We start from the raw sequence: 14,613 nt of genomic DNA on the forward strand, positions 1-14,613 counted from the left end.
AAAAAACGAAACCGGGCAGTTCACATTTGCCCGGTTTTTTTACCCCCGCAGTCAGCGATGGCGCGTCCGTAAATTCTCAATCACCGCCGTCAGATCCAGATCTTGATCCTGCAGCAGCACCAGCAGATGATAGATCAGGTCCGACGCCTCGTTGGTCAGCTCGGCGCGATCCTGCACCGCGGCGGCCAGCGCGGTCTCCACGCCTTCCTCGCCAACCTTCTGCGCAATCCGCTTAGTGCCGCTGGCGTACAGCTTTGCCGTATAGGAGCTGGCCGGATCGGCGCTTTTCCGCTCTGCCAGCAGCTGCTCCAGCTGATACAGAAACAGCCACCGATGGCCGGCTTCACCGAAGCAGCTGCTGGTGCCGTTGTGGCAGGTGGGTCCCGTCGGGTTTACCAGCGCCAGCAGGGTGTCGTTGTCACAGTCCGGCGCAATGCTCACCAGATTAAGAAAATGGCCGGAGGTTTCCCCCTTGGTCCACAGGCGCGCTTTTGTGCGCGAGTAAAACGTCACCTTCCCGCTCTCCAGGGTTTTATCCAGCGCCTGCGGGTTCATATATCCCAGCATCAGCACTTCGCCGGAGACCGCGTGCTGTACCACAACCGGCATCAGCCCGCCGGTTTTTTCCCAGTCCAGCGCGCGTTTCTGTTGCTCTGTTAACATACTCTGATCTCCACGCCCTGGCTCTCCAGGTACGCCTTTAGTTCGCCAATATTGATAATCTGCTTGTGAAACACCGAGGCGGCCAGCGCGCCGTCAACGTCGGCGTCGCGGAAAGCTTCAAGAAAGTGCGCCATCGTACCCGCGCCGCCGGAGGCGATCAGCGGCACGCGGCACGCTTCGCGCACCCTCTTCAGCTGCGTCAGATCGTAGCCGTTGCGTACGCCGTCCTGATTCATCATATTCAGCACGATCTCCCCGGCACCGCGCTGTTGCGCTTCCTGAACCCAGTCGAGGGTTTCCCAGGCGGTGATGCGGGTGCGGCGCTCATCGCCGGTGTACTGGTTAACCTGATATTTTCCGCTATCGGCATCGTGCCAGGTATCAATCCCCACCACGACGCACTGCACCCCGAAGCGATCCGCCAGCCGGGAAATCAGCGTCGGGTCGGCCAGCGCGGGGGAGTTAACTGAAATTTTATCCGCGCCGAAGGAGAGAATTTTCGCCGCATCCTCAACCGTTCTGATGCCGCCCGCCACGCAGAACGGAATGTCGATAACCTCCGCAACGCGCGTCACCCAGCTTTTATCCACCACCCGGCCGTCGCTGGAGGCGGTAATATCATAAAAAACCAGCTCGTCGGCACCCTCGTCGGCGTAGCGCTTCGCCAGCGGCACAATGTCGCCAATGATCTCATGGTTGCGGAACTGTACCCCTTTCACCACCTGCCCGTCGCGAACGTCGAGGCAGGGAATTATGCGTTTTGCCAGCACTGGATCGCCTCCCTGACGGTGAATTTACCTTCCAGCAGGGCGCGCCCGACGATAACGCCGCGTACCCCGGTGCCGCGCAGGGCGGCCACGTCTCCAATGTCGCCGATGCCGCCGGAGGACTGAAATGCCACCTGCGGATAGTTCGCGCACAGCTCCTCATACAGCGCGACGTTGGAGCCGGCCAGGGTGCCGTCCCGGGAGATATCGGTGCACAGCACGTGCTTCAGGCCAGCCGGCAGATAACTCTCAACCAGCGCTTCCAGCGAGGTGCCGGAGTTCTCCTGCCAGCCGCTGACCGCCACCTGCTTGTGGCCCTGCGGATCGATACGCACGTCCAGCGCCAGCACCAGCGCGTCAGCGCCAAAGCGCTTAAACCAGCCCTTGACCACGTCGGGGGATTTTACCGCCGTGGAGCCGATGACCACTCTCGCCACGCCGGCCTCCAGCAGCGCCGCCACGTCGGCCTCGCTGCGCACGCCGCCGCCCACCTGCACCGGCACGCTCACCCCCGCCGCCAGGGCTTTAATTAACGGGATCTGGCGGCGGGAGGGATCCTTTGCCCCGGTCAGATCGACCAGATGGAGCAGCTGCGCTCCCTGGGCGGCGTACTCCTGCAGGCGGGGCAGCGGATCGTTGCCGTAGTCGCGCTGCCGGGCGTAATCGCCCTGGTGAAGACGCACGACGGCACCGTCGATTAAATCTAAAGCCGGAATAATCATCACATCTCCAGAAAGTTTTTCAGCAATTGCGCCCCGGCGGCCCCGGAGCGCTCCGGATGAAACTGCACGCCGAAGAAGTTCTCTTTTTGCACCGCGGCGGTGAACGGCTCGCCATAGTGGCAATGCGCGATGGTCCACGGATTCACCGGCATGGCGTAGCTGTGCACGAAGTAAAAATACGCGCCGTCCTCAATGCCCTGAAACAGGCGGCTGCCGGCCTGCGGATAAACGCGGTTCCAGCCCATGTGCGGCAGCGGCAGGCCGAAGTCGGTCATCTTCGGCACCGGCTGGTCGATAATGCCCAGCAGGTCGACGCCGCCGGTCTCTTCGCTGCGGCTGCCGAGCAGCTGCATCCCCAGACAAATGCCCAGCACCGGCTGGGTGCAGGCTTTAATCAGCTCGATCAGCTCGCGCTCGTGCAACTGGTCCATCGCCGCCTGCGCCGTGCCGACGCCCGGCAGGAACAGCTTGTCGGCGCGTAAAACCACCTCCGGATCGCGGCTGACAACCGGCTGGTAGCCGTGGCGCGCGACGGCGGATTTCACCGAGTGCAGGTTGGCGCAGCCGGTATCCAGGATCGCGACGTTCATTACAGCACTCCTTTGGATGAGGGAAGGGCGTCGCCCTCCACGCGAATCGCCTGGCGCAGGGTGCGGCCAAAGGCCTTGAACAGGCTCTCAGCGCGGTGGTGATCGTTCTTACCTTTGGTTTTCAGGTGCAGGGTCACGCCCATCGCGTAAGAGAGCGAGCGGAAGAAGTGCTCGATCATCTCAGTGCTCAGGTCGCCCACCCGCTGCCAGGCAAACTCGGCGCGGTACTCCAGATGCGGGCGTCCGGAGATATCCAGCGCGCAGCGCGCCAGGCACTCGTCCATCGGCAGCACAAAGCCGAAGCGGCCGATGCCGCGCTTGTCGCCCAGCGCCTGCTTTAACGCCTCGCCCAGCGCCAGGCCGGTGTCCTCCACGGTGTGGTGATCGTCAATACAGAGATCGCCCTTAACGGCGATCTCCATGCGAAAGCCGCCGTGGGTGGCGATCTGATCCAGCATATGGTCAAAGAAGCCGATCCCGGTATTGATCTTGCTGTTGCCTTCGCGATCCAGCCACACCCTGACGTCGATCTGCGTCTCTTTGGTGTTGCGCACCACGTGGGCATAGCGATCGCGCTTTGTCAGCCGCTCGCCGATCGTCGCCCAGTTCAGCGTTTCACGATCGTAGCGTAGCCCGGTAATGCCCATATTTTCCGCAAGCTGAACGTCGGTGGCGCGATCGCCGATGACGTAGCTGTTGGCGCGGTCCATGGCCGTATCGGACAGATACCGTTCCACCAGCTTCACCTTCGGCTTGCGGCAGTCGCAGGCGTCGGCGGGCAGGTGCGGACAGATCAGCACCTCTTCGAAGCGCACCCCCTGGGAGGTGAAAACCTGCATCATCAGGCCGTGCGGCCCGTCAAAATCCGCCTGCGGAAAGCTGGCGGTGCCCAGCCCGTCCTGGTTGGTAATCATCACCAGCTTAAAGCCCGCCTCCTGCAGCTTCAGCAGCACCGGCACCACCAGCGGCTCAAAGGCGAGCTTGTCGGGGCGATCCACCTGGAAATCCTCAGGTGGTTCGGCAATCAGGGTTCCATCACGGTCAATAAAGAGATACTTCTGGCTCATACTTGCTCCGCACGTAGGGCGTCAATGACGCGCTGGCTCTCCTGGCGGGTGCCGACGGTAATGCGCAGGCAGCCGCTTAAAGAGGGTTGTTGGTTCTGATCGCGTAAGATAATGCCCCGATCCCATAACGTTTTAAACACGCGGCCCGAATCGGCAAAGCGCACCAGAATATAGTTGGTTTCTGAGGCAAAAACCTGCTTCACGCCGGAAATGGTTCCCAGGGCGTCGATCAGATAGCGACGCTCGGCCAGAATCTGCGCCACCCGCTCGCGCATGGCGTCAATCCCCTGCGGCGTCAGCGCCTGGGCGGCGATATCCGCCACCGGCGTGGAGAGCGGGTAGGGGGCGATAACCTTCAGCAGCAGGGCGATAACCTCAGGGCTGGCGAGGGTGAAGCCGCAGCGCAGCCCCGCCAGGGCAAAGGCCTTGGAGAGGGTGCGCAGAATCACCAGGTGCGGATAGTCGTTAAGCCAGCCCGCCAGCGTCGCCCGCGGGCAAAACTCAATGTAGGCCTCGTCGGCCACCACGATAGCCCTGTCGCGCGTCAGCTCCAGCAGGGCGCGCAGATCCTGCGGGTTAATCAGCTGGCCGGTCGGGTTGTTGGGGCTGCAAACGTACACCACCTTCACGCCCTCCAGGGCGCTGGCGATGCTCTGCATGTCCAGCTGCCAGTCGGCGAGGGCGGGCACGGTGCGGCGCTCCACGCCGAAGGTTTCCGCGCTGACGCCGTACATGCCGTAGGTGGGCGGGCAGTAGAGGATCGCATCCCTGCCCGGCTCGCAGAAGGCGCGGATTAGCAGCTCAATGCCCTCATCGGCACCGCGGCTGACCAGCACCTGCTCCGGGGCGACGCCGGCGTAGCGGGCGTAGCGCTCAATGACCGCCTGCGGCTGGCACTCCGGGTAGCGGTTGAGGGTCTGCCGGGTGAGCTGAAACTCAACCGCCTGCGGAAATTCATTGGCGTTCAGCCAGACGTCGCCGCTGCCACCCAGGCGGCGGGCGGACTGATAGGGCGTAAGGCGGCGGACGTTTTCGCGGGCCAGCCCGGCGACGCCGCTTGTCTCTTCAATGCTCATGGTTGCTCCTTCAGGGCGTTAACGCGCAGGGTAACGGCGTTTTTGTGGGCGGTGAGGCGTTCGGCCGCCGCCAGAATTTCAATGGTGGACGCCAGCGCGGCGAACCCCTCTCTGGAAAGCTCCTGAACGGTCATGCGCTTCTGAAAATCCGCCAGCCCGAGGCTGGAGCAGGTGGCGGTGTAACCATAGGTTGGCAGCACGTGGTTGGTGCCCGAGGCGTAGTCCCCCGCCGACTCCGGGGACCAGTCGCCGAGGAAGACCGATCCGGCGCTGGTGATGTCGTCCACCAGCGCGCGGGCGTCGCGGGTCTGAACGATCAGATGTTCGGGGCCGTACTGGTTGGAGATGGCGACGCACTGGGCGATATCGCGGGTGACGATCAGGCGGCTGGCGGCAAGGGCCTGCCGGGCGGTTTCGGCGCGCGGCAGCCCGGCCAGCTGGCGTTCGACGGCCTGCGCCACGCGGCGGGCTATTCCGGCGTCCGGCGTCAGCAGAATAACCTGTGAGTCGGGGCCGTGTTCCGCCTGGGAGAGCAGGTCGGAGGCGACAAACTCCGGCGTAGCGCCGCCGTCGGCAATAACCAGCACTTCGGACGGGCCGGCGGGCATGTCGATGGCCGCGCCGTCGAGGCGCTGGCTGACCTGGCGCTTGGCCTCGGTGACAAAGGCATTGCCGGGGCCAAAAATTTTGTCCACCTTCGGGATGGACTCGCTGCCGAAAGCCAGCGCGGCGATGGCCTGCGCGCCGCCGACGTTAAATACCTCCTCTACGCCGCACAGCCGCGCGGCGTAGAGGATCTCATCGGCGATGGGCGGCGGGGAGCAGAGCACCACCCTCCTGCAGCCGGCAATTCGCGCCGGGATGGCCAGCATTAATACCGTAGAGAAGAGGGGGGCGGTGCCGCCGGGAATATAGAGGCCGACGGAATCCACCGGACGGGTGACCTGCTGGCAGCGCACGCCGGGCTGCGTCTCGACGTCCACCCCCGGCAGCGCCTGGGCGCTGTGGAAGGCTTCGATATTTTTGACCGCCGCCGCCATTGCCTGCTTCAGCGCGTCGCTCAGCCGCGCGCCGGCGGCGGTAATCTCTTCGGCGCTGACCTTCAGCGCGGCGACATCAATTTTATCGAACCGGCGGCTGTATTCTCGCAGGGCCGCATCGCCCCTCGTCTTCACGTTATCCAGAATCTCCGCCACCGCGCGGGTGATGCTGTCGGAGGCGGAAACGGCCGGGCGCATCAGCAGTTCGCGCTGCCGTTCGGCGCTACAGGCGTTCCAGTCTATGATTGTGCTAAAGCTCATGGTCATCACTCCATCATCTTCTCAATCGGCAGCACCAGAATTGAGCTGGCACCGAGCGCTTTTAGTTTCTCCATCGTCTCCCAGAACAGGGTTTCGCTGCTGACCATATGCATGGCGACGCGCTGCCGATCGCCGGCCAGCGGCAGAATGGTCGGCCGCTCTGCGCCCGGCAGCAGGGCGATCACCTCCTCAAGGCGGTCGCCTGGCGCGTGCAGCATGATGTATTTGGATTCGCGCGCCTGAATAACCCCCTGAATGCGGGTCAGCAGCTTATCGATCAGCTGCTGTTTAGCGTCGCTGATTTCGCCGTCGCGCTGGATCAGACAGGCTTTGGAGCGGTAAATCACCTCCACCTCGCGCAGGCCGTTAGCCTCCAGGGTGGCACCGGTGGAGACCAGATCGCAGATGGCGTCCGCCAGCCCGGCGCGCGGAGCCACCTCAACGGAGCCGTTTAACAGGCAGGATTTGAACGTCACCCCCTTCTGGTCGAGGTAGCGCTTGAGCAGGTGCGGATAGGAGGTGGCGATGCGCTTGCCGTCCAGCCCTGCGGGGCCATCCCAGGCTTCGTCAACCGGCGTGGCCAGCGAGAGGCGGCAGCCGCCGAAGTCGAGGCGGCGCAGGGTGAAGTAGCGGGGATCTTCGCCCTGGGCGCGGCGGTTGAGCAGCTCCTCTTCAAGAACGTTCTCGCCGATAATGCCCAGATCGACCACGCCGTCCATGACCAGCCCCGGAATATCGTCGTCACGTACGCGCAGGATATCGATGGGCATATTTTCCGCCATCGCAATCAGACGCTGGGTGTGCAGATTAATTTTGATGCCGCAGCGGGCCAGCAGCTCGCGCGAGTCATCGCTTAAACGGCCTGATTTCTGAATAGCTATGCGTAAACGGGTATTATCTAACATATTGCATCCTTATTTATCCTGTCTGAGCCGGTCCGAAACGCGCACAAAAAAAAGCCCCCGGAAGCGATCTTCCGGGGGCTTTCTCATGCGTTCATGCACCGCTGGAAGATCTGAACGTCTTCCAGCACACATCGCCTGAAAGACTAGTCAGGATGATGGTGATGATGGTGAAATTTAAACTGAACGCGCGTCATAATTATTCCGATGAATGTTTATTCATTAAGCTGTTGGTTAACCTAAACCACTTTTATGTCACAAAGCAAGCGCTTTTTTAAGTTCATATCAATACTATAAATTGTCAGGCCGGACGGTCTGCGGTTAACGGTGCAGTATCGGCAGGAGAGGACGGATGAAGAAGGTCGCGATTGTTGGATTAGGATGGCTGGGGATGCCGCTGGCGCTGGCGCTGACGGCGAGAGGCTGGCGGGTGGTCGGCAGTAAAACCACCCCGGACGGCGTTAAGGCGGCGCGGATGAGCGGCATTGAGAGTTACGCGCTGCGCCTGGAGCCGGAGCTGGTTTGTGAAGCGGACGATCTTGAGGCGCTGATGGACGTCGACGCGCTGATTATTACGCTGCCCGCCCGGCGCAGCGGGCCTGGGGAAGAATTTTATCTGCAGGCGGTGCAGGAGGTGGTCGACAGCGCGCTGGCCTGGCGCGTTCCGCGGATTATTTTTACCAGCTCCACGTCGGTCTACGGCGACGCGGTGGGGGAGGTAAAAGAGAGTACCCCGCGTCATCCGCAGACGGCCAGCGGCCGGGTGCTGAAAGAGCTGGAGGACTGGCTGCATAACCTGCCGGGCACCTCGGTGGATATCCTGCGCCTGGCGGGACTGGTGGGGCCGGGGCGTCATCCGGGGCGCTTTTTTGCCGGCAAGGTGGCTCCCGACGGCGGGCACGGCGTTAACCTGGTGCATCTGGAGGATGTGATTTCAGCTATTACCCTGCTGCTCCAGGCACCGAAGGGCGGCCACATCTATAATTTATGCGCGCCGACACATCCCGCGCGGAGCGTGTTTTATCCGCAGATGGCGCGAATGCTCGGGGCACCGCCGCCGCAGTTCCGGGAGGCGACGACGGCCAGCCGGGGGAAAATTATCGACGGCAGCGGGATCTGCCGACAGCTTGGCTTTGAATATCAGTATCCCGATCCGCTGATGATGCCAATGGAATAACGCCCGGCTTCGCCTCCGGAGCGGGCGGTTTTTGCGCAGGTTTTGCGCAAGCGGAACGGCCACGCGGTCTGGCCTGAGAGCCGCGATACGCCACGCTTTGCGGGCATATGCAAAAGCCGTGGGCGGGGGGCGGTTTGCTAAGAAAAAAATATTCTATCGCGGGGGCATATTGGCATTGTCAATGCGCCTCATTTTGAGGCACAATGCGCCGCCTGCAAAAAGAGGCTAACCGACGTTTTACTGCGCGTCGGTTATTTTTTTGCAATGAACCACTCATTTAAACCAAGAGGCCGGGCTTCGTTCCGGATAGATACTTACTAAAAACCGACAGTTGTTGTCGCTGAGGAATCCTGAAAATGGGGCAATTTTTTGCTTACGCGACGGCATTCGCCGTAAAGGAGAATGACCATGTCGCATAACGCTACTCCAAATACCTCTCGCGTGGAATTGCGTAAAACCCTTACGTTAATTCCGGTTGTTATGATGGGCCTTGCCTATATGCAGCCGATGACGCTGTTTGATACGTTCGGTATCGTTTCGGGCCTCACCGACGGCCATGTGCCAACGGCGTATGCCTTCGCGCTGATCGCGATCCTGTTTACCGCCCTGAGCTACGGCAAGCTGGTTCGCCGCTATCCCTCCGCCGGTTCAGCGTATACCTATGCCCAGAAATCCATCAGCCCGACCGTCGGCTTTATGGTGGGCTGGTCGTCGCTGCTCGACTATCTGTTCGCGCCGATGATCAACATTCTGCTGGCGAAAATCTATTTTGAAGCCCTGGTGCCCTCTATTCCGTCGTGGATATTCGTGGTGGCGCTGGTGGCCTTTATGACCGCCTTTAATCTGCGCAGCATTAAGTCGGTGGCGAACTTCAACACCGTGATTGTGGTGCTGCAGGTGGTGCTGATCGCCGTTATTCTGGGAATGGTTATCTACGGCGTATTTGAAGGCGAAGGTGCCGGTACGCTGGCGAGCAGCCGCCCCTTCTGGTCCGGCGACGCGCACGTGGTGCCGATGATCACCGGGGCGACCATCCTCTGCTTCTCCTTTACCGGGTTCGACGGCATCAGCAACCTGTCGGAAGAGACCAAAGACGCCGGGCGCGTGATTCCCCGCGCGATCTTCCTGACCGCCCTGATCGGCGGGCTGATTTTCATCTTCTCGACCTATTTCCTGCAGCTGTACTTCCCGGATATCTCCCGCTTTAAGGATCCGGACGCCTCGCAGCCGGAGATTATGCTGTACGTTGCCGGGAAGGCTTTCCAGGTCGGCGCGCTGATCTTCTCCACCATTACCGTGCTGGCCTCGGGGATGGCGGCGCACGCGGGCGTTGCGCGGCTGATGTACGTGATGGGGCGCGACGGGGTGTTTCCGAAAAGCTTCTTTGGCTACGTCCATCCGAAGTGGCGTACCCCGGCGATGAATATCATCCTGGTCGGCGCGATTGCTCTGCTGGCGATTAACTTCAATCTGGTGATGGCGACGGCGCTGATCAACTTCGGCGCGCTGGTGGCCTTTACCTTCGTCAACCTGTCGGTGATTTCGCAGTTCTGGGTCCGGGAGAAGCGCAACAAAACGCTGAAGGATCACTTCCAGTATCTGTTCCTGCCGGCGTGCGGGGCGCTGACCGTCGGCGCGCTGTGGGTAAACCTGGAGGAAAGCTCCATGGTGCTGGGGCTTATCTGGGCGACGATTGGCCTGATCTACCTGGCCTGCGTGACCAAAAGCTTCCGTAATCCGGTGCCGCAGTACGAAGACGTGGCGTAATTACCGTCGCACCTGAAGAAACCGGAGACCTGTTCTCCGGTTTTTTTATTGTCAGCCTCTACCGAAAGAGGGGCTGGAGCTTTACGGCGGGAAGTTTTCCGCCGTTGTCCGACGGGGTTCTCAGACGATCTCCTCCGCGTACTGCCACAGCGATTTCAGCAGGGCCTGCTTGCCCTTGTCGTCCGCATACTCCTGAAACAGCGTCTGCAGCTCTTCCGCATAGCGCTGTAAAAACGCCGGCGTAAACACCTGACGACGATGCTCCAGCCAGCGCTGCTGCTCCGCTTCATCCAGCGAACCGGGGAAGTTTCGCGCCCGGTAGTTGAACAGCAGCGGCTCAATGCGATTATCCACGAAGGTGATATCCAGGGCGGGCAGGTTGCGCGGATCGGTCTCCAGCACGATTTTCATTGCCGCGCGATCGGCGTCGCTGAAAAAGCCGTCGTACAGCCGGGCGTCAACGTTATCCGGGGTCGGGAACGGCTCCGCTTCGGCGAAGATAGCCACCGCTTTATCGCGCACCTGCGGATGTTCACGCAGCAGCTTCAGGTTGTCCAGGCAGCGCTGGCGATCGATGCCGAGCCTGAGGGCGTCCTCCTGGCGCAGCGCGTTCGCCTGGGCCAGCACCGGGCACTTATTGATGTGTACCAGCTTGATCGGCACCGGAGACTCCCCGCCGAGGTCGGCCTTCGCCGTATAGAGCCGTTCGCGCAGGGCGTTGCCATCCAGCTCCAGCAGCGGGCGCATGTCGCCCGCCAGATCGACCATAATCACCGCGTTGCGGTTTTCCGGATGCCAGGCGAGCGGCGCAACCCAGCTGGTATTGCCGCGCGCTGCGCCGAACATGCCGGACACGTGCACCAGCGGCTTCATCTGCGGCACGTCGATCAGCGCCGCCAGCTTATGCTTGCCGCGGTGGCTGTAGAGATAGTCGAACAGGCGCGGCTGACGCGACTTCACCAGTTGCGCCATCGCGATGGTGGCGTGGACGTCCGCCATCGCGTCGTGGGCGTTGCTGTGCTCAATGCCGTTGGCCCTGGTTAAATGCTCAAGCCGGAAGCTCGGCAGCCCCTCATCGTTCTCCGGCCAGTTGATGCCCTCCGGGCGCAGGGCGTAGCAGGCGCGCATCACGTCCAGCAGATCCCAGCGGGAGTTATCGTGCTGCCAGCTCCAGGCGTAGGGATCGCGGAAGTTGCGATAGAAGATATTGCGCGTTACCTCGTCGTCAAAGCGCACGTTGTTGTAGCCGATGATGCAGGTTTTGGGAACGGTGAACAGGGCGTGGATCCGCGCGGCGAAGGCGGCCTCGTTGATGCCTTTGTCCCGCGCCTCCTGGGGCGTGATGCCGGTAACCATTACCGCCCCCGGCTGGGGCAGGTAGTCGTCGGCGGGCTTACAGTAAAACACCTCCGGATCGCCGATAACGTTAAATTCCGCGTCGGTGCGCAGGGCGGCGAACTGCGCGGGCCTGTCGAGCGCCGGGTGGGTGCCAAAGGTTTCATAATCATGGAAGAGGAAAGTTGGCTGTATGCTGTCGTTTTTATCTGTCACCTGATGTACACGCCCGATGTTGTAGGTTCTTGAATTGAATCATTGCTTGTTCAGCTGCGAATTTGTCAGCCTCTGTTTATATTGCGTTGCGTAAATAAACAGCCGCCCGGCAGAGTGCGACAGGGGAACAGGGCGAGCGGTGGCAGCCCCTATGGTAAACCATATTCCGGCCCGGCTGAAACGGCAGTTTCTGACGGGCCGGGCGTAGGCCTCTCTCCATAAGGCCAGTAGCGCCGCGCAGGCCGTCCCCCTGGGCATCAGAACCTTACCCGGGCGCTTACCCTAAGCTGAGATGGTGGCTTTTGGCCCACTTTCTTAGCCTGCCGTTGGCGTTGGCATAAGGGGAGGAGGTGTTAAAGGAGATCATGCGCCCCATCGTCCATTTGGTGTACCACGGACTGCCGTACAGGACCTCATCGCTGCGTTGATTAATTAAACTTACGATCTCCGCTTTCGCCGACCGCAGCCTGGCCTGAAGCTCGCTCCAGTTTAGCCCATCGTAGTCGGCGTAAAATTTTTGCGCCAGCAGCCCGAGCTGGTTCCATTTATAGCCGGTTTCCGGGAAATCGACGGGCGCTCCCTGGGCGTCAGAAACCATCCACTTAATGACCAGGCTATTCCATCCCAACAGATAAGAGACCAGATTGTGCACGCTCATCTGGGTTCCCTTAGCGTGCCCCTCCATTGTTTTCATCACCGCCAGCTCCGCTGGAATGGCATCAAGGTAACCCACTAATTTGCTAAAATTTTTATCAATAGCGGCAAGCAGCTCAGATTTGGTTTGCGGCACGCTCATTATGATTTCCCTCTCATTGCATCAACGCTACCGGCGGGGCGGCGTCTGAACATTAACCGATTATGCCCCCTGCGCCGGCTCAGGGGAAGCGACCGTCTCTTCAGCCCCCTGTCCGGCGCGGCGCTAAGACCTGTCCGCGGGCATCCGGCGGCTCAGGGGTGAATGTGACTTGTGTCACATTTTCTTGCAATTTCTTCCTGTTCGTCCGGGTGAATTCCCGTAAAAAGAACCCCCGTTTGGCCACTTCTGAGGACATGTCGTTGAAACACCGTCTGTTAATTGCCGCTTCTTTGCTCTCCGTCACGCTCTTCACCAGCCGCGCCGCAGACGCCGCCGGGGCTGCGCCCCCGCCGCCCGCCGTTGACGCCGGTGCCTGGGTGCTGATGGATTACACCACCGGGCAAATCCTTACCGCCGGCAATGAACATCAGCAGCGTAATCCCGCCAGTCTTACCAAGCTGATGACCGGGTACGTGGTGGATCGCGCCATCGACGGCCATCGCATCAGCCCGGATGACCTGGTCACGGTGGGACGCGATGCGTGGGCGAAAGACAATCCGGTGTTCAACGGCTCCTCGCTGATGTTTCTCCGGGCCGGAGAGCGCGTTTCGGTGCGCGACTTAAGCCGCGGACTTATCGTGGACTCCGGCAACGACGCCTGCGTCGCGCTGGCCGACTATATCGCGGGCGGACAGCCGCAGTTTGTCGCCTTAATGAATCACTACGCCGGGAAGCTGCACCTGCAGGATACCCACTTTGAAACCGTCCACGGCCTCGATGCGCCAGGTCAGCACAGCTCGGCATACGATCTGGCGGTGCTTTCCCGCGCCATCATTCACGGCGAGCCTGAGTTCTATCACATGTACAGTGAAAAGAGTCTGACCTGGAACGGCATCACCCAGAAAAATCGTAACGGCCTGCTGTGGGATTCGTCGCTGAACGTGGACGGCCTTAAGACCGGGCATACCTCCGGTGCCGGGTTCAATCTGATTGCCTCCGCCGTTGACGGTCAGCGCCGCCTTATTGCGGTGGTGATGGGGGCCAGCAGCCCGCAGAGCCGCGAAGAGCAGGCGCGAAAGCTGCTGCACTGGGGCCAGCAGAACTTCGCCACGGTGCAGATCCTGCGCGATGGAAAAAAGGTGGCAAGCGGGCGCGTCTGGTACGGGGATAAAAAACAGGTGGCGCTGGGCACCGGGCAGGATTTCTGGATGGCCCTGCCGAAGAGCGAGATCCCCTACATTAAGGCGCGCTACACCCTGGATAAAGGCGCGCTGGAAGCGCCCATTGCCGCCCGCCAGCGGGTGGGGGAAATTGAGCTGTACGATCGGGAGACGCCCATCGCTCACTGGCCGCTGTTAACGCTGGAAGCCGTCGGCAAAGGGGGCGTTTTCTCACGCCTTGGCGACTATTTCCGGCATAAGGATACCGCGGCTACCCCAGACTGAGCGCAGGGCGCTTACAGCTCCGGCCGCGCTTTTCTTTGTCAGCAGGCTGGCAGGAGCGGCAGTTGGCTCACATAATCTTCAGGGGGAAGTTGCGGTTCTGCCACTGCCCGGGTAAAAAATACTGTACAGGAATACAGTGAACAGCGCTGTATTCCTTAACCGGGCATGGCGTTGACGCTACGTCAGATGCGCGTAATCAGAGCGCGGGACAGCGTGAACGCGGTTCAGGCCCGACAATACAGAGGACGCGCTTCCGGCCCACGCTCTGCGGAGCCGGTTAAGGGACATAGCCTAATGGAGGCAACATGAACTATGAGATAAAACAAGAGCAGAAACGCACTATCGCCGGCTTTCACCTGGTCGGGCCGTGGGAGCGGACGGTAAAGCAGGGCTTCGAACAGCTGATGAAGTGGGTCAGCGGCAAACAGATTGTCGGGCAGGAGTGGATCGCCGTCTACTTTGACAATCCGCAGCAGGTTCCGCCGGAAAAGCTGCGCTGCACAACCGCCATCGGCGTCGACCCTTCGTTTGTTGTGCCACCGGCCAGCGAAGGCGTCTCCCTGAGCGGGATTGACGGCGGGCTGTACGCGGTGGCTACCGTTCGCGTTGAGGACCATGATTTTACCACCCCCTGGCGGCAATTTTTCAACGATCTGCTGCAGGACAGCGAGTACGCCATGTCCGCCAGCCCCTGTTTTGAGGTATATCTTAACGACGGGGCAAAAGAGGGCTACTGGGATCTGAGAATGTATGTGCCGGTACAGGCGAAGCCGCACCGGTGAGGAGAGA

At 61.1% G+C, this 14,613-nt stretch carries 16 protein-coding genes and 1 other annotated feature; of the genes, 5 read left to right on the forward strand and 11 right to left on the reverse strand.

Annotated elements, in window-relative coordinates:
- Window positions 1-51: 51 nt before the first annotated feature.
- From hisIE to hisL, 9 genes are all read right to left on the reverse strand, one after another.
- Window positions 52-663 carry a bifunctional phosphoribosyl-AMP cyclohydrolase/phosphoribosyl-ATP diphosphatase HisIE gene (gene hisIE, locus GJV78_RS14100; protein ID WP_155108967.1) on the reverse strand — a complete coding sequence of 204 codons (612 nt, stop codon included), beginning with the start codon at window positions 661-663 and terminating at the stop codon, window positions 52-54.
- The gene (hisF, locus tag GJV78_RS14105) at window positions 657-1,433 is read right to left on the reverse strand and encodes an imidazole glycerol phosphate synthase subunit HisF (protein ID WP_167519577.1); all 777 of its coding nucleotides are present in this window, start codon (window positions 1,431-1,433) and stop codon (window positions 657-659) included. Before hisF ends, hisIE begins: the two co-directional genes overlap by 7 nt.
- Window positions 1,415-2,152, reverse strand: coding sequence for a 1-(5-phosphoribosyl)-5-[(5-phosphoribosylamino)methylideneamino]imidazole-4-carboxamide isomerase (gene hisA, locus GJV78_RS14110; protein ID WP_155108968.1), 738 nt, complete (start codon window positions 2,150-2,152; stop codon window positions 1,415-1,417). The genes hisF and hisA overlap by 19 nt, the downstream gene beginning before the upstream one ends.
- A complete protein-coding gene (hisH, locus tag GJV78_RS14115; RefSeq protein WP_155108969.1) occupies window positions 2,152-2,742 on the reverse strand; it encodes an imidazole glycerol phosphate synthase subunit HisH in 591 nt (196 codons plus the stop codon). Before hisH ends, hisA begins: the two co-directional genes overlap by 1 nt.
- Complete coding sequence (gene hisB / locus GJV78_RS14120) at window positions 2,742-3,809, reverse strand: bifunctional histidinol-phosphatase/imidazoleglycerol-phosphate dehydratase HisB (protein ID WP_155108970.1); 1,068 nt, start codon at window positions 3,807-3,809, stop codon at window positions 2,742-2,744. The genes hisH and hisB overlap by 1 nt, the downstream gene beginning before the upstream one ends.
- Window positions 3,806-4,885 carry a histidinol-phosphate transaminase gene (gene hisC / locus GJV78_RS14125; protein WP_155108971.1) on the reverse strand — a complete coding sequence of 360 codons (1,080 nt, stop codon included), beginning with the start codon at window positions 4,883-4,885 and terminating at the stop codon, window positions 3,806-3,808. The genes hisB and hisC overlap by 4 nt, the downstream gene beginning before the upstream one ends.
- Complete coding sequence (hisD, locus tag GJV78_RS14130) at window positions 4,882-6,186, reverse strand: histidinol dehydrogenase (RefSeq protein ID WP_155108972.1); 1,305 nt, start codon at window positions 6,184-6,186, stop codon at window positions 4,882-4,884. The genes hisC and hisD overlap by 4 nt, the downstream gene beginning before the upstream one ends.
- Window positions 6,187-6,191: 5 nt before the next feature.
- Window positions 6,192-7,091 (reverse strand): ATP phosphoribosyltransferase, encoded by a 900-nt coding sequence (gene hisG / locus GJV78_RS14135; protein ID WP_155108973.1) that lies wholly within the window; start codon window positions 7,089-7,091, stop codon window positions 6,192-6,194.
- Window positions 7,092-7,136: 45 nt separating this feature from the next.
- Window positions 7,137-7,259, reverse strand: a sequence feature (His leader region).
- Window positions 7,235-7,285, reverse strand: a complete 51-nt coding sequence (gene hisL / locus GJV78_RS14140) for a his operon leader peptide (protein ID WP_155109026.1) — start codon at window positions 7,283-7,285, stop codon at window positions 7,235-7,237. (Overlaps the previous feature by 25 nt.)
- A gap of 155 nt (window positions 7,286-7,440) precedes the next feature.
- Between hisL and GJV78_RS14145 the strand changes: the two genes are divergently transcribed.
- The 3 genes from GJV78_RS14145 to plaP all read left to right on the forward strand — a co-directional run bounded on the left by GJV78_RS14145 (window position 7,441) and on the right by plaP (window position 10,032).
- The gene (locus tag GJV78_RS14145) at window positions 7,441-8,265 is read left to right on the forward strand and encodes an SDR family oxidoreductase (RefSeq protein WP_155108974.1); all 825 of its coding nucleotides are present in this window, start codon (window positions 7,441-7,443) and stop codon (window positions 8,263-8,265) included.
- Window positions 8,266-8,621: 356 nt separating this feature from the next.
- Window positions 8,622-8,684, forward strand: a complete 63-nt coding sequence (gene yoeI, locus GJV78_RS14150) for a membrane protein YoeI (RefSeq protein WP_096335044.1) — start codon at window positions 8,622-8,624, stop codon at window positions 8,682-8,684.
- Entirely contained in the window at window positions 8,674-10,032 is a 1,359-nt protein-coding gene (gene plaP / locus GJV78_RS14155) for a putrescine/proton symporter PlaP (RefSeq protein ID WP_155108975.1), read from the forward strand. Before yoeI ends, plaP begins: the two co-directional genes overlap by 11 nt.
- Window positions 10,033-10,152: 120 nt before the next feature.
- Here the strand turns inward: plaP and sbcB are convergent, their stop codons facing one another.
- The gene (sbcB, locus tag GJV78_RS14160; protein WP_167519578.1) at window positions 10,153-11,583 is read right to left on the reverse strand and encodes an exodeoxyribonuclease I; all 1,431 of its coding nucleotides are present in this window, start codon (window positions 11,581-11,583) and stop codon (window positions 10,153-10,155) included.
- Window positions 11,584-11,860: 277 nt separating this feature from the next.
- The gene (locus GJV78_RS14165; RefSeq protein WP_155108976.1) at window positions 11,861-12,379 is read right to left on the reverse strand and encodes a ClbS/DfsB family four-helix bundle protein; all 519 of its coding nucleotides are present in this window, start codon (window positions 12,377-12,379) and stop codon (window positions 11,861-11,863) included.
- 254 nt (window positions 12,380-12,633) lie between these two features.
- On the opposite strand from GJV78_RS14165, the gene dacD reads away from it, so the two are divergent.
- A complete protein-coding gene (gene dacD / locus GJV78_RS14170; protein ID WP_155108977.1) occupies window positions 12,634-13,824 on the forward strand; it encodes a serine-type D-Ala-D-Ala carboxypeptidase DacD in 1,191 nt (396 codons plus the stop codon).
- A 305-nt stretch (window positions 13,825-14,129) separates the two neighbouring features.
- Window positions 14,130-14,606, forward strand: coding sequence for a DNA gyrase inhibitor SbmC (sbmC, locus tag GJV78_RS14175; RefSeq protein WP_155108978.1), 477 nt, complete (start codon window positions 14,130-14,132; stop codon window positions 14,604-14,606).
- Window positions 14,607-14,613: the final 7 nt, after the last annotated feature.

The organism is Intestinirhabdus alba, assembly GCF_009711095.1.
GTDB lineage: Bacteria > Pseudomonadota > Gammaproteobacteria > Enterobacterales > Enterobacteriaceae > Intestinirhabdus > Intestinirhabdus alba.